The organism is Actinocrispum wychmicini (assembly GCF_004345645.1).
Taxonomy (GTDB): Bacteria; Actinomycetota; Actinomycetes; order Mycobacteriales; family Pseudonocardiaceae; genus Kibdelosporangium; species Kibdelosporangium wychmicini.
Window position 1 is genome coordinate 503,669 of record NZ_SLWS01000002.1, and the last position, 23,091, is coordinate 526,759.

General features: G+C 69.5%; 22 protein-coding genes. 10 read left to right on the forward strand and 12 right to left on the reverse strand.

Annotation, left to right across the window (positions count from 1 at the left end; all coding sequences use genetic code 11):
* Positions 1 to 315: 315 nt before the first annotated feature.
* On the forward strand, positions 316 to 1,398 hold the full coding sequence (locus EV192_RS10815) for a S53 family peptidase (protein WP_243726766.1): 1,083 nt from the start codon (positions 316 to 318) through the stop codon (positions 1,396 to 1,398).
* 136 nt (positions 1,399 to 1,534) lie between these two features.
* Here EV192_RS10815 and EV192_RS10820 read toward each other — a convergent pair whose 3' ends face one another.
* On the reverse strand, positions 1,535 to 2,377 hold the full coding sequence (locus EV192_RS10820) for an alpha/beta fold hydrolase (protein WP_132113964.1): 843 nt from the start codon (positions 2,375 to 2,377) through the stop codon (positions 1,535 to 1,537).
* A 52-nt stretch (positions 2,378 to 2,429) separates the two neighbouring features.
* Between EV192_RS10820 and EV192_RS10825 the strand changes: the two genes are divergently transcribed.
* The gene (locus tag EV192_RS10825; RefSeq protein WP_132113966.1) at positions 2,430 to 3,041 is read left to right on the forward strand and encodes a TetR/AcrR family transcriptional regulator; all 612 of its coding nucleotides are present in this window, start codon (positions 2,430 to 2,432) and stop codon (positions 3,039 to 3,041) included.
* On the opposite strand, the gene EV192_RS10830 is transcribed toward EV192_RS10825, so the two are convergent.
* Both EV192_RS10830 and EV192_RS10835 read right to left on the reverse strand, forming a co-directional pair.
* A complete protein-coding gene (locus EV192_RS10830) occupies positions 2,992 to 4,308 on the reverse strand; it encodes an ABC transporter permease (protein ID WP_132113968.1) in 1,317 nt (438 codons plus the stop codon). The two genes, EV192_RS10825 and EV192_RS10830, sit on opposite strands and share 50 nt — an antisense overlap.
* Positions 4,305 to 5,060, reverse strand: coding sequence for an ABC transporter ATP-binding protein (locus EV192_RS10835; RefSeq protein ID WP_132113970.1), 756 nt, complete (start codon positions 5,058 to 5,060; stop codon positions 4,305 to 4,307). Before EV192_RS10835 ends, EV192_RS10830 begins: the two co-directional genes overlap by 4 nt.
* A gap of 109 nt (positions 5,061 to 5,169) precedes the next feature.
* Between EV192_RS10835 and EV192_RS10840 the strand changes: the two genes are divergently transcribed.
* Together EV192_RS10840 and EV192_RS10845 are read left to right on the forward strand one after the other, a co-directional pair.
* Positions 5,170 to 5,973 carry a TetR/AcrR family transcriptional regulator gene (locus EV192_RS10840; protein ID WP_132113972.1) on the forward strand — a complete coding sequence of 268 codons (804 nt, stop codon included), beginning with the start codon at positions 5,170 to 5,172 and terminating at the stop codon, positions 5,971 to 5,973.
* A 74-nt stretch (positions 5,974 to 6,047) separates the two neighbouring features.
* Positions 6,048 to 6,518 (forward strand): DUF4396 domain-containing protein, encoded by a 471-nt coding sequence (locus tag EV192_RS10845; protein ID WP_207925974.1) that lies wholly within the window; start codon positions 6,048 to 6,050, stop codon positions 6,516 to 6,518.
* A gap of 9 nt (positions 6,519 to 6,527) precedes the next feature.
* Here the strand turns inward: EV192_RS10845 and EV192_RS10850 are convergent, their stop codons facing one another.
* Positions 6,528 to 7,658 (reverse strand): acyl-CoA dehydrogenase family protein, encoded by a 1,131-nt coding sequence (locus tag EV192_RS10850; protein WP_132113976.1) that lies wholly within the window; start codon positions 7,656 to 7,658, stop codon positions 6,528 to 6,530.
* Positions 7,655 to 8,023 carry a hypothetical protein gene (locus tag EV192_RS10855; protein WP_132113978.1) on the reverse strand — a complete coding sequence of 123 codons (369 nt, stop codon included), beginning with the start codon at positions 8,021 to 8,023 and terminating at the stop codon, positions 7,655 to 7,657. Before EV192_RS10855 ends, EV192_RS10850 begins: the two co-directional genes overlap by 4 nt.
* Positions 8,024 to 8,299: 276 nt before the next feature.
* Between EV192_RS10855 and EV192_RS10860 the strand changes: the two genes are divergently transcribed.
* The 5 genes from EV192_RS10860 to EV192_RS10880 all read left to right on the forward strand — a co-directional run bounded on the left by EV192_RS10860 (position 8,300) and on the right by EV192_RS10880 (position 13,685).
* Positions 8,300 to 11,182, forward strand: a complete 2,883-nt coding sequence (locus EV192_RS10860) for a helix-turn-helix transcriptional regulator (protein ID WP_165960333.1) — start codon at positions 8,300 to 8,302, stop codon at positions 11,180 to 11,182.
* 117 nt (positions 11,183 to 11,299) lie between these two features.
* Positions 11,300 to 11,638: a hypothetical protein gene (locus tag EV192_RS10865; protein WP_132113982.1), complete on the forward strand. Its 339-nt coding sequence runs from the start codon at positions 11,300 to 11,302 to the stop codon at positions 11,636 to 11,638.
* The gene (locus tag EV192_RS10870) at positions 11,639 to 12,643 is read left to right on the forward strand and encodes a WXG100-like domain-containing protein (RefSeq protein WP_132113984.1); all 1,005 of its coding nucleotides are present in this window, start codon (positions 11,639 to 11,641) and stop codon (positions 12,641 to 12,643) included. It abuts the gene before it with no gap.
* On the forward strand, positions 12,643 to 13,248 hold the full coding sequence (locus EV192_RS10875) for a pentapeptide repeat-containing protein (RefSeq protein WP_132113986.1): 606 nt from the start codon (positions 12,643 to 12,645) through the stop codon (positions 13,246 to 13,248). Before EV192_RS10870 ends, EV192_RS10875 begins: the two co-directional genes overlap by 1 nt.
* Complete coding sequence (locus EV192_RS10880) at positions 13,245 to 13,685, forward strand: YbaB/EbfC family nucleoid-associated protein (RefSeq protein ID WP_132113988.1); 441 nt, start codon at positions 13,245 to 13,247, stop codon at positions 13,683 to 13,685. The genes EV192_RS10875 and EV192_RS10880 overlap by 4 nt, the downstream gene beginning before the upstream one ends.
* 17 nt (positions 13,686 to 13,702) lie before the next feature.
* Here the strand turns inward: EV192_RS10880 and EV192_RS10885 are convergent, their stop codons facing one another.
* Positions 13,703 to 14,293, reverse strand: coding sequence for a TetR/AcrR family transcriptional regulator (locus tag EV192_RS10885; RefSeq protein ID WP_132113990.1), 591 nt, complete (start codon positions 14,291 to 14,293; stop codon positions 13,703 to 13,705).
* 115 nt (positions 14,294 to 14,408) lie between these two features.
* On the opposite strand from EV192_RS10885, the gene EV192_RS10890 reads away from it, so the two are divergent.
* On the forward strand, positions 14,409 to 15,848 hold the full coding sequence (locus tag EV192_RS10890; protein WP_207925975.1) for an MFS transporter: 1,440 nt from the start codon (positions 14,409 to 14,411) through the stop codon (positions 15,846 to 15,848).
* 79 nt (positions 15,849 to 15,927) lie between these two features.
* On the opposite strand, the gene EV192_RS10895 is transcribed toward EV192_RS10890, so the two are convergent.
* The 6 genes from EV192_RS10895 to EV192_RS10920 all read right to left on the reverse strand — a co-directional run bounded on the left by EV192_RS10895 (position 15,928) and on the right by EV192_RS10920 (position 23,089).
* Entirely contained in the window at positions 15,928 to 17,262 is a 1,335-nt protein-coding gene (locus EV192_RS10895) for an FAD-dependent oxidoreductase (RefSeq protein ID WP_132113994.1), read from the reverse strand.
* A complete protein-coding gene (locus tag EV192_RS10900; RefSeq protein ID WP_132113996.1) occupies positions 17,259 to 18,449 on the reverse strand; it encodes a cytochrome P450 in 1,191 nt (396 codons plus the stop codon). Before EV192_RS10900 ends, EV192_RS10895 begins: the two co-directional genes overlap by 4 nt.
* Positions 18,450 to 18,658: 209 nt before the next feature.
* Positions 18,659 to 19,699 (reverse strand): LLM class flavin-dependent oxidoreductase, encoded by a 1,041-nt coding sequence (locus EV192_RS10905; protein WP_132113998.1) that lies wholly within the window; start codon positions 19,697 to 19,699, stop codon positions 18,659 to 18,661.
* A gap of 15 nt (positions 19,700 to 19,714) precedes the next feature.
* A complete protein-coding gene (locus EV192_RS10910) occupies positions 19,715 to 21,313 on the reverse strand; it encodes a dipeptide ABC transporter ATP-binding protein (RefSeq protein WP_243726767.1) in 1,599 nt (532 codons plus the stop codon).
* Complete coding sequence (locus tag EV192_RS10915) at positions 21,300 to 22,148, reverse strand: ABC transporter permease (RefSeq protein WP_132114002.1); 849 nt, start codon at positions 22,146 to 22,148, stop codon at positions 21,300 to 21,302. The genes EV192_RS10910 and EV192_RS10915 overlap by 14 nt, the downstream gene beginning before the upstream one ends.
* Positions 22,145 to 23,089 carry an ABC transporter permease gene (locus EV192_RS10920; RefSeq protein WP_243726768.1) on the reverse strand — a complete coding sequence of 315 codons (945 nt, stop codon included), beginning with the start codon at positions 23,087 to 23,089 and terminating at the stop codon, positions 22,145 to 22,147. The genes EV192_RS10915 and EV192_RS10920 overlap by 4 nt, the downstream gene beginning before the upstream one ends.
* Between the last annotated feature and the right edge of the window lie 2 nt (positions 23,090 to 23,091).

The following is a 23,091-nucleotide window of genomic DNA, read 5'->3' on the forward strand; positions in this document are numbered from 1 at the left end:
TTCTTTTTCTCTGTTTTGTTGCGGTATCTGGGTATACGCTACCAATGGCCGTACCGGTGATTCGGCGACGGAGTTTTAATCCGGCCAGCACGTGACGACCCTGCGTTCGCGTGCCGGGATTCCGGAGGAATGCTGATGTCTGCTGGGTTGGGCAAGATCCCGAGGGCGCGCCGGATGTTCACGCTTGCGGCTGTCGCCGTTTTGCTTTGTGGGGCGGGGACTTCTGCGACCGCGGCGCCGGTCGCCAAACATCATCGGTTCAGTGCGGGCGCTTCGTTGCTGGCGGGGGCCAGGTCGCCGGAGGAACGAGCCGCTTTGACTGACCGGGCGTTGGCCGCGACGAGCAACACGTTGCAGGTCGCGTACAATACGAAACCGTTGTACGACCAGGGAATTGATGGTACCGGCACCACGTTGGCGACCGTGGTCTCGTACGGCGACAAGGGCATCAAGGCCTTCATCGACAGCTATTCCCGGTCGCATGGCCTGCCCGTGGCGGACGTCCAGACCTTGGAGCCCGCGGGTCACGTTCCGGCCTGCAGTGACCCCGGCACCCCCAGCGACTGTTCGAGCTGGGTCGGCGAGACCGACCTGGACGTCGCGATGTTCCACACGCTCGCACCGAAGGCCAAGATCCTGGTGGTGGCCACGCCGACGTCCGAGACCCAGGGCATCGACGGGTTCCCGGACATGATGACGGCCATCGACTTCCTGGCCGACCACCACTCCGCCACCGTCATCTCGATGAGCCTCGGCACGCCGGAGGACGACTTCGACAACTCCGCGCAGCTGCACAGCCTGGACGCGCACTTCAAAAAGGCGACCGACGCGGGCATCACGGTCACCGCGTCCAGCGGCGACGACGGCTCCACCGGCACGAAGAAGGACAACACCCCTTGGGGCAAGCGAGTCGTGAGCTTCCCCGCCACCAACTCCTTCGTGACCGCCGTCGGCGGCACCGTCCTGCACCTCAACTCCAACGGCACGCGGACCTCCCCTGACACCGTCTGGCCGCGGTCGGGTGGCGGCGTGTCGCACGAATACGGCGCGCCGACCTGGCAGAGCGAGGTCGACAAGGTCACCCACGCCACCGGACGGTCCCTGCCCGACATCTCGATGCTCGGCACATCGGGCACGTCACAGTCCTCCCCGCTGTTCGCCGCGGTTGTCGCGCTCGCGTCCCAGAAGGCAGGCAAGACACTCGGCTTCATCAACCCCGCGCTCTACGCACTCGGCTCCGGCGCAACCACAACGGGCATCGTGGACGTGACCTCGGGCAGCAACGGCTTCAACGGCGTGCCGGGCTTCTCGGCGACCAGGGGCTTCGACATCGTCTCCGGCTGGGGCACCCTGAACGCGGCCACCTTCGTGCCCGCACTGGTACGGCAAATCGGCTGACAGAGCGGCCAGACGCGTTGTCCGGCGTTGTTTGTCTGGTGGCCGACGGCGACACCGAACAACCTGACCGCGCTACACATGTCATGGCGCCGTCGGCGGCTGAACTGAGGGGGACAGTTGCCGGCGGCGCCTCCCGCTAGCGAACTGCCGACCGGGTGAGGAAGTCGCCGATCTCGCCGGCCACCGCCTCGGGCTCGTCCAGCATCGACAACACGTACGCGCCGGGGATCTCGGCATACCGCCCGGCGGGCAACAACTCCGCCAGGCGGTGGCCGTGTTCGGGCGGCATCACCCGGTTGTCAGGTGACCACAGCACGAGGGTGTCGCCGGTGAACTGGCGCAACGCCTCGGTGGCACGGACCAGTTCCACTTTGTCGAACGGTCCGCGGCAGTAGGTGAGCAGGTCGCGGTGGATTCCGGGGGTGTGCAACAACGGCTCGGTCCAGGCACGGACGAGATCGTCGGGTACGGGTCGTCGGGCCATTTGCCCGAACAGCAACGGGGACCGGCGCAGCCGGCTGATCCGCAGTTGCCGGGCGGCGAGCCGCAGGCCGCCCGGCAGGCGGACGGCGAGTTTCATCATCTTGCCGGGCAGGCCGGGCGGGAAGTTGTCGAACGCCTCGCACGGGAGGATCACCTGCCGGGCGACGCGCTGGTCGAGCCCGTACGCGGTGAGGAACAGTCCCCCACCCCAGTCCGTGTGCACCAGGGTGACGCCGTCGAGCTTCAGTGCGTCGAGGACGTCGGCGACCACTTGGACCTGGCCACGCAGAGTGAGGTCCGCCCCCGGCTTCATCGGCCGGCGGTGCGCCCCGAGCGGCAGGACCGGGCGCACGTAGGTGAACCCGGCCGGGAGCAGCGGCAGCACTGTGTCCCACTGGGTGTGGTCCATCAGCACTCCGTGCAGCAGGACGACCGGCGGCCCCGAGCCGACCTGGTCGTACTCGACGACCCCCGCTGTGACCTCGACGTTCCTCATCGCGACCTCCCCTAGAACGATCTCTCTAGAATGACTGTTCTAGCATGGTGGGATGCGAACGGACCAGCGGATCGTGCTGGCTATGGCGGAACTCATGCGCAGGCAGGGCTACGCCGCCACGGGCATCAACCAGTTGGCCAGCGCCGCCGGCGCCCCCACCGGCTCCCTGTACCACCACTTCAAGGGCGGGAAACGCGAGATCGCCGCCGCCGCGTTGCGCCAGACAGGAGCCGCGTACATCCAGCTGCTGCCCTTGCTGCTGGACCCCTACGACGATCTCGCGACCGGGATCGAGGCTGCTTTCGCCGCCGCGGCGACGGACATGCGGAACACGGGTTGGGCCAACATGTGCCCGATCGGCACCGTCACCGGGGAGGTCGCGGACACCGAGCCCCTGCTGCGGGCGGTCGCGGCGGAGGTGATGACGGCCTGGGTCGACGAAGGCAGCCGCTACTTCGCCGACCGTGGGTTGTCCGAGTCCGACGCGCGGAGCGTCACGTTCGCCGTCCTGACGGCCCTCGAAGGGGCGTTCCTCCTCGCCCGCGGACTGCGTTCGGACGAACCGTTCCTGGCGGCCGGCCGCACGGTCGCGATGTACGTCGCGTCATTGCCGGCTAGCCCGCCAACGCCAGGATCGGTCGTTCCCGGGTCGCGCGGAGCGTAGGCAGCAGTGTGGCGGCAGCACTTATGACGACGGCACCGGCGATCACGGCGAGGTACATCCACAGTGGACCGCTGGGCACCGGCGAACCGGTTTTCACCAGGCTGTACGGAATCGTCGTGGTGAGTGCGGCCAGGGAGCCGAGCACGATTCCGACGAGCGCCAGAACTGTTGTCTCCACGGCGACCATGCCCATGACCTGCTGGCGGGTCGACGCGGTCAGGCGCAGCAGGCCGAACTCACGGCGACGGTTCACGGTCGCGGCGATCAGGGAGTTCGTCACCGCGATCGCACAGAACGCGATGATCATGGCCACGACCATGTAGTTGGCGGCGGCCAACTGGGCGCTGACGTCGTCCGGTGGACGGGTCGCCGCGGTGCTGTCCTCGGTGCTCTGCATGTACAGGGTGCCGACCGCGATGCCGACGAGCAGCGTGAGCGGGCCGACGATGGCGCCTGCGCGGGATGCGCGGGCGTCGAGATTGCGCAGGGCCAGGCCCGCGCTCCCGGCCGGCCCGCTGACGACTCGGCCTACCGCGGCGACTATGGCCGGGCTCAGCAGCGCGAGTCCGATCGCCGTCGCGATGCACGCCGGTCCGGCCGACGCGGCGAGCAATGGCCCGTTCGGCATCGCCAGTGTCCCGGCCCCTGTGCCGATCCCGACGAGGACGAACACGCTGCCGATCCACAGCTTCGTCCGCGTCAGCACGCGGTCTGGGCTGTCCGCCTCGGCCAACGCCCGCACAGGCGCGACCCGCGCGGCGCGACGTCCGGCGAAGATCGACGCGAGGACGGCGGCCACCAGGGAGATCGCGGCGCCGGCGAGGGCGGTTCGCCACGTCGCCACGAGATCGTCGCCCACGATCACCCCCAGGCCGGCGATCCGGTCGTGCACGAACGAACCGAGGCCGATGCCCGGCAGAATGCCAAGCAGCACAGCGGGTATCGCCACCGCGACGGTCTCCAGCACGACCATCCGCCGGACCTGGCCCGGCGTCGTGCCGATCGTGCGCAGCAGAGCGAGTTCCCGTTCCCGCTGTTGGACGACAAGGGACACCGTCGACACCACACCGAACGCGACGATCACGACGGTCCAGCCGCCCATGATGAAGGCCAGCATGGTCAGTGCCTCCAGCCGGTCGGCGAGTCCGGTCTCGGCAAGCGCGGCGAAGGCGGTCAGCAGCGCGGTTCCGGCGAACATCGCGCCAGCGGAGGCGATGTACGACGTCGTCCGGCCGCGGACAGTACGGAGAGCGAGCCGGCCGATCATCGCCCGGCTCCCACAGGAGCGCCCAGGGTCGCCATCCGTGCGGCCACGGCGTCGACGCGGGGATCGATCACGGTCTCGACGACACGACCGTCAGCGAAGAACACGACGGCGTCCGCGACCGACGCGGCCACCGGGTCGTGGGTGACCATCACGATCGTGCGGCCGGCGCCGCTGACCGCGTCCCGCAGCAGTTTCAGTACCTGAGCCGCGGAACGGCTGTCGAGCGCGCCGGTGGGTTCGTCCGCGAAGATCACCGCGGGCTCGCTCAGCAGTGCGCGGGCGATGGCGACCCGCTGCTGTTGCCCGCCGGACATCGCGGCCGGTTTGGTGTCAGCGTGGTCGGCCAGGCCGAGCCGCCCGAGCACGTCACGAACGGCCGTGTCGTCGACGCGGCGGCCGGCGAGTTCCGCCGGCAGCGTGACGTTCTGTCGGACGGTCAGCGTGGGCACCAGGTTGTACGCCTGGAACACGAAGCCGAGCCGGTCCCGGCGGAACCGGGTCAGCGCGGCCTCGTCGAGCCCGGACAGTTCGGTGCCCTCGATGGTGACCGAGCCGGACGTCGGCCGGTCCAGGCCGGCGGCGCACTGCAGCAGGGTGCTCTTGCCGGAGCCGGACGGGCCCATCACGGCGGTGAACGTCCCGCCCGGGAAGGCCAAGGTCACGCCGTCCAACACGGTCTGGGCGGCCGAACCGGTCCGGTAGGTCTTGACCAGGTCGCGGACTGCCACGGCCGAGTACGGTGTACGAGTCATAAATACACCGTACCTAACGACACGCAATCCGGGTATGAGATCTGTATTACCGGTCGAGGCGTATACTTTCGTCACAAACCCAGAGGTGTGACGAAAAGAGGCTGACGGAATGGCGGAATGCCTGGTGTGCGGACGGCCGCTCCCCGACCCCGGCCGGGGTCGGCCACCGCGGTACTGCTCGCGGGCCTGCCGCGCCCGCGCCTACCGCGAACGGGTCGCCCGCAAGCAGCGCCAGGACTTCCCGTTGCCGGACACCGAAGGCAGCACGCTCACCGTTGACCGGATCGTCCGCGCCGCGATCGCGTTGGCCGACCGGGACGGCGACGCCGGCCTCTCGATGCGTCGCACCGCCGCGGAACTCGGGGTCGGCGCCATGTCGCTGTACCGGTACGTGCCGGGCAAGGAGGAACTCGGCGCCCTGATGATCGACACGGTGTTCGGCGACCACCCGCTGCCCGACCCCGGTCCGGACGGCTGGCGCGCGAAACTCGAACTGTCCGCGCGTCTCGAATGGGACATCTACGTGAAGCACCCCTGGATTCCGCGGGTCTTCGCGATCACCACCCGCCCGCCGCTCGCGCCCCGGATGATGGTCTACACCGACTGGCGGATCCGCGCGGTGGACGGCCTGGGGCTGGACTTCCCGACCATGGTCCGGACCGCGATCGCGATCTCCGCGCACGTGCAGAGCGCGGCGTTCCCGTTGGCCCGCGAGCGGAACTCGAAGGACACCCGGACCGAGTGGCTCGACGCCCGCAGCGCCCGGGTGCGGGAGATGTTCGGCCCGTACAAACTCGACATGCTCGCCCGGTTCGACATGGACGCGTTCGAGGCGTCGGAACCGGCGAGCATCTTCGAGTTCGGCCTGGACCGACTGCTCGACGGCGTGGCACAGCTCCTTCCGGACGCCTGAGGTCCCCAGCCGACGGTGACGGACGGTGATCGACGTCACTTGCGAAGATACCCTACGGGGGTATGGTAGCGGCCATGGATCACAGCGAACACTCCACAGGCACCAGGACGAGCTGGAAGACCGCGGCGCAAGCGACCCTGCACTGCCTCACCGGCTGCGCCATCGGCGAGGTGGCCGGCATGGTCATCGGAACGGCGCTGGGGCTGCACAATGCCGGGACAGTGGTCCTGTCCATCGCACTGGCGTTCGTGTTCGGCTACGCGCTCACCATGCGCGGCGTCCTGCGCGCCGGGGTCGACTTCCGGACCGCGGTCAAGGTGGCACTGGCCGCCGACACCGTGTCCATTCTGGTCATGGAGATCCTGGACAACGCGTTCATGGTCGTCGTGCCGGGCGCCATGGACGCGGGGTTGGGCAGCGCGCTGTTCTGGCTGTCACTCGCGGGGGCACTGGTCGTGGCGTTCGTGGTGACGGTTCCGGTGAACCGCTGGATGATCTCCCGCGGCAAGGGCCACGCGGTGGTCCACGAGTACCACGAAATGTGAGCGCGTCTCCTACTTTTCTTCGAAGGCCGCGAACAGTTCGGTGCTGATCTGGTCGCGGCACACTTCGACCGAGTAGGCCATCACCCAGCCGGCGTAGGCGTCGCGGAGGATCCGCTGGATCGGCGACGTGCTCAGGTATCCGGATCCACCGCCGGCCTTGAGCGCCAGCTGGGCGGCGTCCACGGCGATCTGGTTGGCCAGCAGCTTCGCGCGGAGGGTGGCCGCCAGGAACCCGGGGTCGTTCTGGTCGGCCAGCCACGTCATGTGCCGGGCGTACATGACCGCGGCTTCGAGGTGGCTGTGCGTGGTCGCCAGGTCGAACCGGAGCCACTGCATGGTGGCGAGCGGCTCGCCGGTGGTGGGGATGACGCGACTGCGGGCATGCTCGACGGTGGCTTTGACGGCGGCGTCGGCGACGCCGAGGGACAGGAACGCGAGCCCGGCGCCGATGTGGTTGGGCCGGCGCCGCGTCGGCGGCGGGCAGCGGCGATCGTCCCGCAGCAGGGTGTCGGCGAACTCCACCAGGCGGCTGCCGTTGGCCCGCATTCCCATGGTGTCGCCGATCGGCAGGAACCGGATCGTGTCGTCCACGGCGACGCCGAAGAACGTCGGCTGGTTTTCGACGAGCGCGTTGACCAGGAAGTGGTCGGCGATCTCGCAGCCGGACGTGAACCGTTTGGCCCCGGTCAGCCGAAAGCCGCCCGCCGCGGGGTACGCGTGCTGCTGCGGCAGCAGGAACAGGTTGCCGCCGGACGGTTCGGACAACGCGTTGGCGAACCGGCGGCCCGCGATGAGTTCGTCCGCGTAGAACCGGGCGACCTCGGGTGTCGACATGGTCACGAGCCCGATCGCGGCGCCGATGTGCATCACCCAGATGCACGCCGTGGACGGGCACGCCTCGCTGAGCAGCCGCACGATCTCGCCGTAACTGCGGTAGCTGAGGTCCTGCCCACCGAACTCGCTCGGCAACAACGCCTTGTCCAGGCCGCTCGCGTGCAGTGCCTCCAGGTTTTCCAGGGGGACCTGGGCGCTCTCGTCGAAGGCAGCCGCGGTCGTGGCGAACTTCGCCGCGAGGCCCGCCGCCGTGTCCACCCAGTGGCGCTCGTCCGCTGGCGGCGCGAACGGGTGCGGTTCGGTCATCTGAGCTCCAACGCAGAGTCAATGGTGGCGTCCACGAAGGCGAGGGAATCGCGACGACGGGCCACGGGATCACGATAGCCGCGCCGGCCTTCCGCGCCGCCGGTTCGCAGCAGGTGAGGTTGCCGGCGGTGTAGGCGCGCAAGGCGTCCTGGTCGTCCCAAACGTCCACCGTGGCCGGTTCGGGCCCGCGCACGGTGACGCCGACCCGGGCGTGGGCCGCGGCCGGCGCCGGTCGGGTGGAAGTCGTCCAGGCACACCGAGCCGACCAGGTAGAAGCCGGTGACCAAGCCAGGGGCCAGGTCGTCGACGGTGGTCAGAAACATCGACACGGTCCGGTCAACCACTGCGGGAACGATGATCGACATGCCCGCCAACGTACCCGGGCCACAGATTGTCCACTGTGGACTCGATTCGAGTTGTCCACAATGCACGCCTCGGCCGCGACCTGCGCGAGCACTTGCTTACAAACACGGACATCGCCGGTTACGAATCCGCGCTCGCAAACCTTTTCCCCTGGTCGGAGGGGGCCGAGAGTTTACCTGACCGAATTCCCGGCCTTGGTACACTTCCACAGTGCGTCACCTCCTCAACGCGCCCATCGACTCCGACCGATCGACGTACCGCAAGGAGGCCTCATCACGTTGAGTCGATCCCAAGCCATCGGCGAACAGTCTTCGAGTGTCCGCCGCAGCGAGCTGCACCACCTGCTCGCCGCGCTCAACCAGCGCACCGGCCGGATCGTCGAACTGGTCGGGGACCCTGGCGCAGGCAAGACGCGCCTGCTGGCCGATCTGGCCGAGGAGGCGCAGCGCCGTGGCTTCATGGTGTTGAGCGGTCGGTGCAACGAGTTCGAGCAGGCCGTCCCGTTCCGGCCGTTCACCCAGATCCTGGGCGGCCGGCCGATGATCGACACACTGGACGAGCTGCCCGAGGCCGGCGCGAACATGGTCCGGCGGATGATCGTCCACCCGTCCATCGGCCCGGACGCCCCAGGCACGCCGGGCGAGGCCGAGCGCTACCACCTGTACTACGCGGTTCGCACGCTGCTGGCCCGCAGCTGCGCGAAGACGAGCATGGTCCTCATCCTCGATGACCTGCACTGGGCGGACACCGGCACGATCGAACTGATCGACTTCCTGGCGCGGTGGCCGCTGGACGCGCCGCTGCTGCTGGTGATCGCGCAACGCCCCCGGCAGTCGTCCACCCGGCTGCGCGCCACCCTGGCGCACGGCGTCGAACTGGGTGTGGTCGAGCGGGTCGAGCTGGACGCGCTGTCGATGAGCCAGTCCGCGGAGATCCTCGGCATGCGGCCGCACGACCACCGGCTGCGCGACCTGCACACCGAAAGCCGCGGCAACCCGCTGTACCTGCTGGCCCTCGCGCACGCCAAACCCGGACAGCAGCTGCGGTTGGGGACGTCGCTGCAGGAGGAGATCCCGGCCCAGTGCGCCGCGCTGCTGCTCGGCGAGATCGCGTCGCTCAGCCCGGACGAGTCGGCGGTCGCCGCCGCCGGTGCTGTCCTCGGTGACCAGTTCGACCTCGACTCCCTGGCGACCGTCGCGCAGATGGGCCTGGACCAGACGGCGGCGGCCGTCGCCGCGCTGACCAAGCGGGACCTGCTGCGGCCGGGCAACACCATGCCGACGTACTCCATCCGGCACCCGGTGCTGCGCAGCCTGATCTACACCAACGCCGAGCCGTCGTGGCGGGTGTTCGCGCACCGCCGGGCGCTGGCGATGCTGTCCGAGCGCGGCGCCACCGCCGCCGAGCAGGCCATCCACATCGAACGGTCGTTGGACCGGTCCGGTCCGGACGAACTGCGGACACTGGTCAAGGCGGCCCAGGACGCGATGGCGTCGGCTCCGGCGATCGCGGCGCACTGGTTCCAGGTCGCGCTGCAGGCGTTGCCGAGCAACCGGCCGGACGACGGCAGACGGCTCGAACTGTCGCTGATGCTGACCCGCGCGCTCGGCGTCGCCGGCCGGCTGCAGGAAAGCCGTGACCTGCTGCACGAGATCCTCGCCGAGCTGCCGCCGGACCCACCGAGCGTACGGGCCTCGGCGGTGGCGTTCTGCGCGTTGATGGAGTCCTTCCTCGGGCACTACACCGAAGCCAGCGCGCTGCTGACGGCCGAACTGGACGCCATGCCGCCGACCCCGCCGATCGAGGCGGTCGCGTTGAGCATCGCGCACGGCCTGGTCGGCCTGCTCGGCGGCGACTGTCCCAGCCCCGAGGAGGCCGAGCAGGCGATCCGGGTGGCCCGCCGGTACGGCGATCCGGTGATCGAGGCGGGCGCACTGGCCCTGCACGGCCTGTGCGCGGCGGTCGTCTACAGCACGCCGGAGGCGGAGGCGTCGCTGGGCGAGTGCGCGCCGGCGTTCGACGGGTTCTCCGACGCGGAACTCGCCCACTACCCGGAGTACCTCACCATTCTCGGCTGGGCCGAGGTGCGGGTCGGCTGGAACGCGGACGCGGAACGGCATTTCCGGCGCGGCATCACGATCGCCCGCAAGACCGGCCAGAGCTACCTGCTGCCGACCCTGCTGACCGGCCTGAGCAACACCAGCCGCCACCTCGGCGCCGCCGAGGACGCCCGGTGCGTGGCCGCCGAGGCGACTGAGATCGCGCTGCACATGGACGCCAAGCACGTCTACGGAATGGCGCTGGCGCTGGAGGCGTGGAGCACGATCTGGACCGTCGAGCGGGGCGATCTGGCCGCGGTGAACCTGGCCGAACGCGCGGCCGCGGCCCTCCCGTCGACCTGCCGCTGGAGCTTCAGCGCCCAACTGGCCCTGGCCAGCGCGGCCCTGGTCGCGGGCCAGCCGCAGCGCTGCATCTCGCTGATCGTCAACGTCGGCGGCGGCGGCCTGGAACTCCCCGACCTGCCCGTGGTGCCCCGCCTGCAGTGCTTCGAGATCCTCACCACCGCCTTCCTGGCCATCGACGACCTGGCCACCGCGATGGCCTGCGCCGACCGCGCGGAAGCCATCGACGACGTGTCCGCCGGAACCCAACCGGCCTACGCCATGACCGCGCGGGCGCACATCCTGAGCGCCAAGGGAGACCTCCCGGCAGCCGCCGAGCTCTACCAGGAAGCGGCGGCCCGCTGCGCCGCCGCCGGCCAACTCTGCGACCAGACCCAACTGCTCACCTTCGCGGCCCAATGCCTGATCGAATCCGGCGCCGGCGAAAAAGCGGCGCCCATCCTGCTGCTGGCAAAAGAACTGGCAAAGCGCTGCGGAGCCACCCGGGTCTACAAAGACGCGGAAAGTCTCGAACAAGGCCTCGGCCCAAGCCGAGCCCTCAAACGCCACCTCAACGGGGCATCCCCGGCGCTGTCCACCCTCACCGACCGGGAACGAGAAATAGCCGGCATTGCCAGCCTGGGAAAATCCACCCGGGAAATAGCCAAAGAACTCTCGGTGAGCCCCCGAACAGTGGACGTGCACCTGACGCGGATCTACCGGAAGCTCAACGTCCGTTCGAGAGCCGCTCTGGTCAAGCTGATGGCGGATATCGCCTGACCAGAAGATCCACGATGGCAGGCCGGTTGGCCAGGTCCCACATCGGGTTACCGCGGAATCGGTTGAATCGTCCTGAGTTCGCCACAACGCCCTTGGCCGCCGTGTTACGGTCCGGCCATGGGGACTGTCGATGTCCGACCGGAGAGCATTCACCTCGCCGCCCAGAAGGTCGACGGCGCCGGCCAGGACTGGGGCGAAGCCGTTGGCCGGCTGACCGCCGACATGAACGGCATCGGTGATCCGTACGGCGGCGACGAGTTGGGCACAGCGCTGAAGGATATGTACGAGATTATCGGGCCGACCGCCTTGGAGTACTTCGCCGAGACCGGTTTCTGCGTGATCGAGACGGCCGACGCGATGAACCAGATGGCCACCGCGTACACCACGGTCGAACGGGACAACACCGCGCAGGCCAACAAGGTTCGGCAGATCATGGAAAGCCTCGGTGACGTCTAGATGGGCCTTCAGCTGCCGGCCGAGTTGATCGAGGCGTTGTCCTGGGTGGGGTGCACCTGGCCGGAGGCCGACGAGACCAAGCTGTTCAACTGCGGCGAGTTCTGGGGCACGTTCGCGCAGAACGCCGCCAAGCACGCCGAAGAGGCGAGCGCCGCGGTGCAGGCGATGCTGGCCGAGAACCACGGTCCGGGCATCGAGGAGTTCAAGGCGTACTGGGAGAAGCTGTCCGGACAGGACGGTTACCTGGTGGACTGCGGCATTGTGGCCGGTGCCGTGTCGATCGCGTTCTACTCCGCGGGCGGCCTGGTGCTGACGTTGAAGATCCTGGTCATCGCGCAACTGGTCGCGTTCGCGGTGATCCTCGCGGCCGCCATCGCCGCCGCGTTCTTCACGCTCGGTGCGTCGTTGGCCGCGGCCGCGGAGGTCGCGGTCACGGTCAACCGCACGATCGTCACCCTGGTCAACACCACCATCACGGCCATCAGTGAGTTGGGCGGGCCGTTGTCGGAGCTGGTGCGTGACCACCTCAGCAAGGAGATCGACCGGCTGGAGGGGCGGCCGATCCACACCTCGGCGCACGGGGTCGACGAGTTCAAGACACCCGAGCAGCGGGAGCACGACCGCCAGGAGTACGAGCGCCGCAAGGAAGAACTGGCCAAGGACCCCGACCACGGCGGGCAGACGACCGCGGCGACGCTGCGGGAGGCGGAGGTCGCGTTGGGCCTTGAGCAGATGGGCGCGGTCAAGCCGCCGGTCGAACGCGGTAGTCCGGGCGCGGACTTCAAGGACGGCGACGGCCAGGACTGGGACGTGAAGGGATTCCAGACCAGGCCGGGACGCGGCGGCTACACCAGGGACGCGGCGCAGAAGTCGATCCAGCGGGAGATCGCCGCCGGCGAACACGTCGCGCTGGACACCGTCAAACTGTCCCAAGAGGACCGTGACGACCTCAAGGACCTGATCGCGTCGCATCCGGAGTGGGCCGGCAAGGTGGTGATCTACTGATGGACCTGACTCAGGCCGAGGTCGACCAGCTGCTGGCCGATCACCAACGGTGGAACGACCGGCAGGGCGGCCGGCAGCTTGACCTCACCGGGCGCTCGCTGCGGGGGCTGGCGCTGGCCGGTCGCCGGATGGACGGCGCCGTGCTCAACGACGCCGACCTCAGCCACGTCGACCTGACCGGCACGGACCTCAGCCACACCGAGCTGATCGGCGCGAACCTCCAGCACGCCAAACTGCCCGATGCCGACCTGTACAAGGCGAACCTGACCGGTGCCGACCTGTCCGGCGCGGACCTGACCGGGGCACGGCTGCTGCGTGCCGACCTGACGGACGCGGTGCTGGCCGGGGCGATTCTCGACGGCACCGACCTGACCAAGACGTACTTCTTCCGCACCGACCTGCGCGCGGCCAAGCTGCGTAACGCACGGTTCGACCGGGTCGGGTTCGACGCCGACCAGGTCAGCGGCTGGGACGCGACCGGTGCGACCGGGACTGTGCTGGCCGGCAGCGTGGTCACCGACGCCGGCCGGACCACGGACGCGATCGACGCACTACGCCAGGCCGGGGCCCTGGTCCGGCCGTTCGTCGGGAAGGCGGAATCATGACCGATCCGTGGCGCGGGTCCAAGGATGTCGTGCACTCCATGCAGGACCAGCTCGACCGGCTGCGGGCCGCGGCGAACCAGTCGGCAGCCGACGCCGCCGAGCCGCCGGTAGGCAAGGGCGAGGCGCTGGACGGCAAGGTCAAGGTCGAGGCCACTGGTGGGCGGATCAGTGCCTTGACCGTCGCCCCGGCGGCACTGCGGGTGCCCGCGGACGAACTGTCCGCCGCGATCATGGCCGCGACCAACACCGCACTGGAGGCCATGCGGCAGGCCATGATCGAGTCGCTGCCGACCCCGCCGTCGGTGGACCAGCTGACCCGGACGCTGAACGAGATCTCGTCGGACTCGGTGCGGGCGCTGGACCAGGCGACCGAAGGAGTCCGCGAGTCGATGGCGGCGATCCAGCGCATCTCGGAACTGCACCGCCAACAGCCCTGACAGCCAGGGCGTCGGCGTCAGTCCGACTCGCGCCGCAGTCCGCTCAGCACGATCGACAGCAACCGATCGGTTCGCACCGGGTCCTCCGGCAGCTGCTCGGTAGCCCACGCGATCGCGTTGGCCAGGATGAGCACGTCCGCCGAATCCACGTCTTTCCGCAGGTCCCCCGCGTCCTGAGCGCGCGCCACCAGCTCCGTCCCGGACGCGCGCATGGCGTGGCAGGACGAGTACAGCTCCGAGGTCTCGTCGTTCAACGTGCTCATCACAGGCGCCGAAAGGCCGCGGTAGGTCTTCAGGTGGGCGATGAACACCAGCAGCCAGCCACGCAACGCTTCGGCCGCCGACACGGTTCTGACCAGCTCGGTGGCCTTCGCCGTCAGTGCGTCGAAACGGTCCTGCAGGACCGCTGCCAGCAGGGCTTCGCGGCTGGGGAAGTGGCGGTACAGGGTGCCCACGCCGACTCCGGCGCGCGTGGCTATCTCGTTCAGGGAGGCTTCCGCTCCGTGCTGGGCGAACGCCTCTTTCGCCGCCGCGAGCAGATGCCCGTAGTTACGGCGGGCGTCGGCCCGCATCGGGCGCTTGGGCGCCTCTGCCGCTGTCTGGGTCATCGTTCCACCACCCGGGGTTGCGAAACGGATGCTAGCTCCATACTCTATCAACCGTAGGCGGAGAACCATTCCGCTTATGGCGACTGCAGGTATTCGGTGCTTTTGGGGAGGTTCCGTGTCCACCCAGTCGGCTTCGCCGGAGGTGGGACCAACGCCGCCCGACGGGGGCCCGCGGCGAGGCCGGGGCATCACGCTCGCCGTCATCGTGTCCGTGCAGCTGATGGCGATCCTGGACTCCACGATCGTGAACATCGCCCTGCCGTCGATCCGGGACGACCTCCATTTCACCCCGGTGGGCCTGTCCTGGGTGCTCAACGCGTACACGCTCGCGTTCGGCGGCCTGTTGCTGCTCGGCGGCCGGCTGGCCGACGTGTACGGGCGGCGGCGGATGTTCGTCATCGGGGTCGCGGTGTTCACGCTGGCGTCGCTGCTCGGTGGTTTCGCGATGTCGCCCGCGTGGCTGGTGGCGTTCCGGACGTTGCAGGGGGTCGGTGCGGCCTTCGCGTCGCCGAGTTCGCTCGCGTTGATCATGAACAACTTCAAGGAAGGCGGCGAGCGGAACCACGCGCTGGCCATCGTGGCGTCGGTGTCCGGCATCGGCCTGACCATCGGGCTGCTGCTCGGCGGTGCGCTCACCTCGGGCCTGTCGTGGCACTGGGTGATGTTCGTGAACGTGCCGTTCGGTGTGCTGATCATGGTGCTGGCGCCGAAGTACGTGCAGGAGGCCGAACGCCATCCCGGACGGTTCGACCTGGTCGGCGCGTTGCTGTCGACGGTCGGCATGGCGGCGTTGGTCTACGGGTTCATCCGGGCCGCGTCGAACGGCTGGGACGACCGGTTCGTCCTGCCCACGTTCGCGGTCGGGGTGGTGCTGCTGGTGTCGTTCGTGCTCGTCCAGCACCGCGCGGCCCAGCCGATCATGCCGCTGCGGTTGTTCGCCAGCCGCAACCGCGCCGCCGCGTACCTCAACATGCTGCTGCTGCCGGCCACATTGACGAGCGTGCTGTTCTTCATCACCCAGTTCACGCAGGACATCCTGGGGTACAGCGCGCTGGTCGCCGGCTGCGCGTTCCTGCCGATGGCGGTCCCGCAGTACATCGCCGGCCGGATGGCGCCCAGGCTGCTGGCCAAGCTCGGGCCGAAACTCGTGACCGTGATCGGCACGGTCCTGATCACCTTGGGGGTGCTCGGGTTCACGCAGATCACCGCGACCACGTCGTACCTCGGTGGCATCGTGGCGCCGCTCGTCCTGGTGGGTGTCGGTGTCAGCCTCTGCTTCACGCCGTTGAACCTGCTCATCCTGTCCGAGGCGCCAAGGCAGGATTCCGGTGCCGCGTCCGGCGCGTTGCAGACCATGCAGCGGCTCGGCGGGTCGCTGGGGGTCGCGATCCTGGTCACGGTGTTCCACATGAGCAGCCAGAGCACCTCCCCGACCCTGAGCCACCAGGCCATGGCGCACGGCATCGCGATGGCTTTCACGGTCGGCACAGTCTTCGCCCTCTGCGGGCTCGCGGTTGCCGTATTCGTCATCAAGACCAAGACAGCGAGGGCCTAGGCCTCGTCCTCGGCTTGGTGCGGACGGCACACTGACGCGGGGCCCAACCCCCAAGGCCCCGCGTCAGTCCAAACCAGACTCAGACTGGCTCACCGAACCACGTACGCAGGGCCACATCCAGGCCGTTGCCGCCCCTGTCCACGTAGGCCACTTGGCCGTCCGGCCGGATCAGCACCCGGACCACGTCCGTCTCCGGCGGCGGGCCGGGCCTGACGATGTCGACCCGGTCGGACCAGCCGGCGATGTCGACGCCGCCGGAGTAGTCCAGCAGCAGGCCACGGCCGGCGCGCAACGGAACGTCCGGCATGACGTCGCCGCGCAGGGGATCGACGGTCGGCATCTCCAGCAGGATCCGGTTGACCTCCGGCACCTGCAGCAGTTCCTGGAAGACCTCCCGCAGCGCGACGACGTTGTGCAACGGGTGCAGCAACGCCATCTGCGCTTCGGCGTGGGTGACCATCCGCTGGCCCACCGGGTGGCGTTCGGCGTGGTACGTGTCCAGCAGGCCGATCGGCGCCCAGCCGTTGACCTCCGCGGCCAGTTTCCAGCCCAGGTTCACCGCGTCGTGGACGCCGCTGTTGAGGCCTTGGGTGCCCGAGATGAACACGGTGTGCGCCGCGTCCCCGGCCAGGAACACCCGGCCGTCCCGGTACCGGGTCACGAGCCGGTTCGAGCCGCCGAACCGGGACAGCCAGTGGACTTTGTCGATCGCGGGCCGCCGGCCGGTGACCCGCTCCACCGCGTCGGCGACTTCGTCCACTGTGACCGGTCCATTCGGACGCTCGACGTCGAACTCGACGGTCATCAGGCGGATCATCCCCGGACGCAACGGAAGCGCGCCGAACATCCCCGCCGGATACACACCGCCCTGGAAGTCCATCTCGTCGACGACCACATCGGCGAGCACCCCGTAGTACGTCCGGCCGCCCTTCGGAAAGTCGATCCCCACCAGGGAACGGACCGCGCTGTCAGCCCCATCGCACCCCACGAGGTACCGAGAGCGCAGCTGCTCACCAGAGCGCAGGTCGACCGTGACACCCGTGTCGTCCTGGCTGACACCGGTCACTTCCTCGCCCCGGCGAATTTCGACGCCCAACTCCGTCGCGCGTTCCGCCAACAGCCGTTCGACCCGCCACTGCGGCAACGCGTACGTCAGGTCCCGCTTACTGGCCACAGCCAGATCCAGCCACAGCAACGCGAACGGGGTGCGCGGCCACGGGAACATGTCCTGCCGGGGAACCGCGAACCCGCGCCGGTCCAACACCTCCAGCGTGCGCGCGTGCACGCCCATCCCGGCCGAGTTCTCCTCGATCGACGAAAGTCGCTCCAGGACAACGGTTTCCACACCCTGCAGGCCCAGCTCGCACGCCAACATCAGGCCGGTCGGACCGCCGCCGGCGATCACCACGGTCATCGCCACATCACAGGCAGTTCCGCCACGCCGTACACGAAACTGTCGTCGCCGCGGAACCTGATCTCGGCGAAGTCCACTGCCAGCCGAAGGTTCGGCAGGCGTCTGAGCAGGGTGTCGATCGCGACCGACAGTTCGACCACGGCCAACGAACGACCAATACACTGGTGCACGCCGTGTCCAAAAGAGACATGGCGGCTCGCGTCGCGGCGAACGTCGAGCGTGCCCGGATCCGGGTACACCGAGGGGTCGTGGTTGGCCGCCGGGAGCCCGATGACCACGCCGTCACCCTTGGCGACCGCGACACCGCCGACGGACGTGTCCTCCGTCGCGGCGCGAACGATCCCGTACTGCGGGATCGACAAGTACCGCAGGAGTTCGTCGACCGCGCCTGGGATCAGGCCGGGGTCGGCCCGCAGCAGGGCGAGCTGCTCGGGATGCCGCAGCAGGGTCAGCACGCCCATGCCGATCATCTGCACCGGGTTCTCCAGGCCGGCGATCACCAGCAGCCGGACCATCGACACCATGTCGTCGTGGCTCAGCTCGCCGGTGGCCACGTACCCGCTGGCCAGCCGCCCGACCAGGTCGTCCCGCGGTTCCTTCTCGGCCGCGGCCACCACCTGGTCCAGGTAGATCGTGATCTGCTGCAGTGCCTCGCCGATCCGCATCGGGTCGGCGGTGGACGACGCGATCAGCCCGCTCCAGCGCTGGACCTGGTCCCGGTCCTCGGCCGGCACGCCGAGCAGCTCGCAGATCACCAGGCACGGCAGTTTCGCGGCGAAGGCGGCCATCAGGTCGACGGGTTCGTCCCGGCTGGTCATCGCGTCGACCAACGAGTCGGCGATGTCCTGGATTCGGGGCCGCATCGGCTGGATCCCGCGGGCGGTGAACTCGGCCGCCACCATCCGCCGCAGCACGCCGTGGTCGGGTTCGTCCATCTTCAGGAACGACAGCACGTTCGGCCCCGCGGACAACGCGCTGACCCGCGGCAGGTCCGGGTTGGCCAGGTCGGTGCTCATCGTCGGATCGGCCAGGACGGCCCGGACGTCCGCGTGCCGGGTCACCAGCCACGGCTCGTCGCCGGACGCCAGCCGCACCCGGCAGGGCGAGCCGGCCAACTCGGCGTAGGCCGGCGGCGGGGCGAGCGGGTCGGTACGGGGGAACGGGAACGCGCGGGGCTGGTCCACCATGCTCCCACGATCAGGACCGCCGCTTAGGCCCCGCTTAGCTCGTTCTAAAGGCGTGTCCCGTGGATCACGGTCGATGAGAGCTGGGATCGAGGTGGTTCCTGGCGGCGCCGCAGGAGCGCCCTAATACCGGGTTGTATTCGGGCGTTTCGGCGGTGGCGCCAGGGGCCGCCTCGGCCCGGCTATCGCGATCGTGATCCACGGGACACGCCTTATAGCGCGGACACCTGGTCCGGCTGCCCCAGCGCGACCGCCTCGGCGACCAGCTCGTACGAGCGGACCCGGTTCTCCTGCCCGTGGATCAGCGTCACCACCATCAGTTCGTCGGCCTTGGTACTGGCCAGCAGCTCATGGACCTTACGCCGGACGGTGTCCGGTCCGCCGATGATCCGGGACGACAGCATCTGCTTGATCAGATCCGTCTCCTCCGGCGTGTACGGGTACGCCGACGCCTCCTCTGGCGGCGTGTGCGGGCCCTGCGGCAGCCCACCGCGCATCCGCAGGATCGTCAGGCCGATCGACGAGGCGAACCATTCCGCGCGTTCCTCGGTGTCCGCGGCGATCACCATCGCGCAGACCAGCACGTACGGCTCGGCCAGCGCGGCCGACGGCTGGAAGGACTCCCGGTAGATCTCGAGCGCGCCCAGGGTGTTGCCCGGGTTGATGTGGTGGGCGAAGGCGAACGGCAGGCCGAGCCGGCCGGCCACCTCCGCGCTGGCGCCGCTGGACCCGAGCAGCCACAGCGGCGGGCCGTTGCCTTCGGCCGGGATGGCGTGGATCGCCTTGCCTGACCCGTTCTCGACCGGTCCGCTGAAGTACGCCATCAGCTCGGCGATCTGCTTGGGGAAGTCCTCACCGGCCATCTCGTCGGTGGTCCGCCGCAGGGCTTTCGCCGTGGTCGGGTCGGTGCCCGGGGCACGGCCGATGCCGAGGTCGATCCGGCCGGAGTGCAGCGCTTCCAGGGTGCCGAACTGTTCGGCGATCACCAGCGGCGGGTGGTTGGGCAGCATCACGCCGCCGGACCCGACCCGCAGCGAGGTGGTGACGCTGGCGAGCTGTCCGACCAGGACGGCCGGGCTGGAGCTGGCGATGCTGAGCGTGTTGTGGTGTTCGGCCACCCAGTAGCGGTGATAGCCAAGCCGCTCCACGTTCTTGGCCAGGTCCATCATGTCGCGCAACGACTGCGCTGGGGTCGATCCCCGCCACACCGGCGCGGTGTCGAGCACGGACAGCGGAACAGTGGACTTGACCACGTTTCCGAACCTCCTTCAATCCGAGAAAAAGCTGGGCGACGGTGGCACGGCGCTGTCCGGCGGCCTCGGCAGAGCCGCCAGCAGTTCCCGCGTGTGGGGGTGTCCAGGCCGCTGGTACACCGTTTCGACCTGGCCGCTCTCCACCACTTCGCCGGCCCGCAGCACGATCAGCCGATCGCTGGTGTGGCGGATGACGCCGAGGTCGTGCGAGATGAGCACCATCGCGAGACCGAGTCGTTCCCGCAGGTCGGCGAACAGGTCCAGGATCTGGGCCTGGCTGGAGACGTCCAGGGACGAGACCGGCTCGTCACAGACCAGCACGGCCGGCTCGGGCGCGACCGCCCGCGCGATGGCGACCCGCTGGCGCTGACCACCGGACAGCTGCCACGGCCGGCGGCCGGCGAGGTCCGTGTCCAGCCCGACCAGGCGCAGCAGGTCCGCGACCCGCCGCTGCCTGGCCTGCCGGCCCGGGACACGCACCGCTTCCCCGACGATCCGTGCCACCGTGTACCGCGGGTCGAACGAGCTCGCCGGATCCTGCTGGACGAACTGGATCCGGTGCCGGTCGGCCCGCCGGAGCTGTTCCGGCCGGTCCGACCAGGGGTGCCCGAACAGCCGGACGCTGCCGCGGTCCGGCCGCACGAGGCCGAGGACGACCTGCGCGAGAGTGGTCTTGCCCGCTCCCGACTCGCCCAGTATCCCCAAGGTCTCCCCGGCGCGCAGCACGAACGAGACGTCCTTGACGGCCGCCCGGCCGCGGTAGCTCTTCGAGACGCTATCCACTTCGAGCACCACCTGCGTCGACGCACCGGACCGTGCTCTCTTGGGGTGCGCGGCCGCGAGCAGGCTCTTGGTGTACGGGTGGCTCGGCGAGGTCAGCACGTCCGCGGCCGGGCCTTCCTCCACGAACGCGCCTTCGCGCATGACCGCGATGTAGTCGGCGAGCTTGGCCACCACCGACAGGTCATGGCTGATCAGCAGGAGGGCGACGCCGTCGCGTTTGCGTTCGGCGAGCAGGTCCAAGATGCGGGCCTGGACGGTCACGTCCAGTGCGGTGGTCGGCTCGTCGGCGATCAGCAGCGGCGGGCTCGCGGCCAGGGCGGACGCGATCAGCGCCCGTTGGCGCAGACCGCCGGACAGCTGGTGCGGATACTGCCGGGCGCGGGTTCCCGGCTCCGGAACCCGGGCCTCGGTCAGCAGGGACACGACTTTCCCGCCGACGTCCGCGCGCGGCACGACCTGGTGGTTGCGCAGCGTCTCGGCGATCTCGGCGCCGACCGTCCGGACCGGATCCAGGGACGTCATGGCGTCCTGCAGCACCAGCCCGACCACACGGCCGCGCACTTGGCGCCAGTCGCGTTCGGACAGCAGGGTCAGGTCGCGGCCGTTCAGCTCCATCTTCCGGGCCCGCACCGAGGATCCCGGGCCAGCGAGGCCCAGCAGGGCCCGTGCCGTCACGCTCTTCCCCGAGCCCGACTCACCTACGATGGCGAGGCACTTGCCCACGTCGACGGTGAAACTGATGCCGCGCACGGCGTCCACCCGGCCGCGTTTCGTTCCGAAGTGGACGCTGAGGCCGTCGACGGCGAGCAGGGGGAGATCAGCGGTGGACACCCGGATGTCTCCCCTCGAATCGGCGCATCAGGTCACGTCCGACGACGTTGACCGCGATGACGGTCACGGTGATCGCGAGCCCCGGCACCAACGCCAAGGACCACGCCACATCCAGATAGTCCCGCGCGTCCGACAGCATCGCACCCCACTCCGGGCTTGGTGCCTGCGCACCGAGGCCGAGGAAGCTGAGTGACGAGCCCGCGATGATCGCCGTGCCGATGTTGACCGTGGCCAGCACCAACAGCGACGGCAACGCGTTCGGGACGACGTGTCGCATGTAGACGACGACCGGCCGGGTGCCCAGCACGACGGCCGCTTTGACGTAGTCGGACCGCCGCACGACCAGCGCCTGGCCGCGGGCGAGCCGGATGAAACCAGGGATCATGGACGCGGCGAGCGCGAGCGTGGCGTTGGTCGTGCTCGGGCCCAGGATGGCCACCACCAGCAGGGCCAGCAGCAGGCCGGGGAACGCCAGGAAGACGTCCACGGTCCGCATGATCACCTCGTCGCCGGCCTTCTTCGAGCCCGCCGCCAGCGTGCCGAACAGGCAGCCGATCACGACCGCGACGACGGTGGCGCCGAGACCGACGGTCAGTGACTGGCCGGCGCCGTGGATCACCCTGCTGTAGAGGTCCCGGCCGAGCTGGTCGGTGCCGAGCAGGTGCGCCGCGCTCGGCCCTTCCAGCGCGTGCGTCGGATTCACTTGCAGCGGCGAGTGAATCGCCAGCAGGCCCGGCCACAGCGCGGACAGCGCGATGAACCCGAGGACGGCCCACGCGATCCACACGCTCCGGCCCCGGGTGCCTCGGGCCAGGGGCAGTACGGCGACGCTCATGCCGACACCCCCGTGTCCCGCAGCCTCGGGTCGATCACCCGGTACAGCCCGTCCACGATAACGCTGATCACCGCGAACAGCGCCGCCGAGACCACGGCGATCCCGGTCACCAGCGGGAAGTCCCGCCCGGCGACGGCGGTGGCGAGCACGTGTCCGAGGCCCGGCCGGCTGAACACGGTCTCGATCACCACGGCGCCGCTCAGCAGCGCGCCGACCGCCCAGCCGGCGATGGTGACCATCGGGACCATGGCGTGCCGCAGCGCGTGCCGGAGCCGGACCATCGTCTCGCCGGTGCCTCTGGCCCGCGCGCTGACCACGAACGGCTCGGCCAGCGCGCGTTCGAGCCCTTCACGCAGTACCTGGGCGAACACCCCGGCCATGCCCAGCGCGAGCGTGACCGCCGGCAGCACCAGGCCGGCCAGGCCGGTGCCGCCCGCGACCGGGAAGGCGTGCAGCCGGAACGAGAACAGCGTGAGCAGCAGGACACCGACCCAGAAGCCCGGCGTCGAGGTCATGATCAATTCCACTGTGGACGACAGGCCGCGCAGCGCCGGCCGTCGCCCGGCGGTGGCCACCGCGATCAGCAGCCCGAGGGCGAACGCCAGCAGGAAACCGGTGAGCGCCAAGGCGACCGTGGACCCGAGGTGCTCGCCGATCACGTTCGCCACCGAGTCGTGCAGCTGGTAGGACCGGCCGAGGTCACCGGTGCCGAGCCGGCCGAGGAACAGCCCGTACTGCTCGATCAACGGCCGGTCCAGCCCGAGGTCGTGGCGGACCTGATCGACCAGCTCCGGTGGCGGGTTGACGTTCGGCCCGAGCATCAGCCGGACCGGGTCGCCGGGTTCGAGCCGTAGCGCGCCGAAGGTGACGGTGGCGGCACCGAACACCACGAGCACGGCGAGCAGCAGGCGGCGAACCCACCACCGAAGGGAGTCACTCACCC

What these genes read in the sequence shown, in the direction of transcription:
- EV192_RS10820 (WP_132113964.1), bottom strand. Translation starts at nt 2,377, where the DNA reads ATGAGGAACGTCGAGGTCACAGCGGGGGTCGTCGAGTACGACCAGGTC.
- EV192_RS10915 (WP_132114002.1), bottom strand. Translation starts at nt 22,148, where the DNA reads ATGAGCGTCGCCGTACTGCCCCTGGCCCGAGGCACCCGGGGCCGGAGC.
- EV192_RS10895 (WP_132113994.1), bottom strand. Translation starts at nt 17,262, where the DNA reads ATGACCGTGGTGATCGCCGGCGGCGGTCCGACCGGCCTGATGTTGGCG.
- EV192_RS10855 (WP_132113978.1), bottom strand. Translation starts at nt 8,023, where the DNA reads ATGTCGATCATCGTTCCCGCAGTGGTTGACCGGACCGTGTCGATGTTT.
- EV192_RS10900 (WP_132113996.1), bottom strand. Translation starts at nt 18,449, where the DNA reads ATGGTGGACCAGCCCCGCGCGTTCCCGTTCCCCCGTACCGACCCGCTC.
- EV192_RS10840 (WP_132113972.1), top strand. Translation starts at nt 5,170, where the DNA reads ATGGCGGAATGCCTGGTGTGCGGACGGCCGCTCCCCGACCCCGGCCGG.
- EV192_RS10870 (WP_132113984.1), top strand. Translation starts at nt 11,639, where the DNA reads ATGGGCCTTCAGCTGCCGGCCGAGTTGATCGAGGCGTTGTCCTGGGTG.
- EV192_RS10830 (WP_132113968.1), bottom strand. Translation starts at nt 4,308, where the DNA reads ATGATCGGCCGGCTCGCTCTCCGTACTGTCCGCGGCCGGACGACGTCG.
- EV192_RS10885 (WP_132113990.1), bottom strand. Translation starts at nt 14,293, where the DNA reads ATGACCCAGACAGCGGCAGAGGCGCCCAAGCGCCCGATGCGGGCCGAC.
- EV192_RS10825 (WP_132113966.1), top strand. Translation starts at nt 2,430, where the DNA reads ATGCGAACGGACCAGCGGATCGTGCTGGCTATGGCGGAACTCATGCGC.
- EV192_RS10865 (WP_132113982.1), top strand. Translation starts at nt 11,300, where the DNA reads ATGGGGACTGTCGATGTCCGACCGGAGAGCATTCACCTCGCCGCCCAG.
- EV192_RS10850 (WP_132113976.1), bottom strand. Translation starts at nt 7,658, where the DNA reads ATGACCGAACCGCACCCGTTCGCGCCGCCAGCGGACGAGCGCCACTGG.
- EV192_RS10880 (WP_132113988.1), top strand. Translation starts at nt 13,245, where the DNA reads ATGACCGATCCGTGGCGCGGGTCCAAGGATGTCGTGCACTCCATGCAG.
- EV192_RS10875 (WP_132113986.1), top strand. Translation starts at nt 12,643, where the DNA reads ATGGACCTGACTCAGGCCGAGGTCGACCAGCTGCTGGCCGATCACCAA.
- EV192_RS10845 (WP_207925974.1), top strand. Translation starts at nt 6,048, where the DNA reads ATGGATCACAGCGAACACTCCACAGGCACCAGGACGAGCTGGAAGACC.
- EV192_RS10835 (WP_132113970.1), bottom strand. Translation starts at nt 5,060, where the DNA reads ATGACTCGTACACCGTACTCGGCCGTGGCAGTCCGCGACCTGGTCAAG.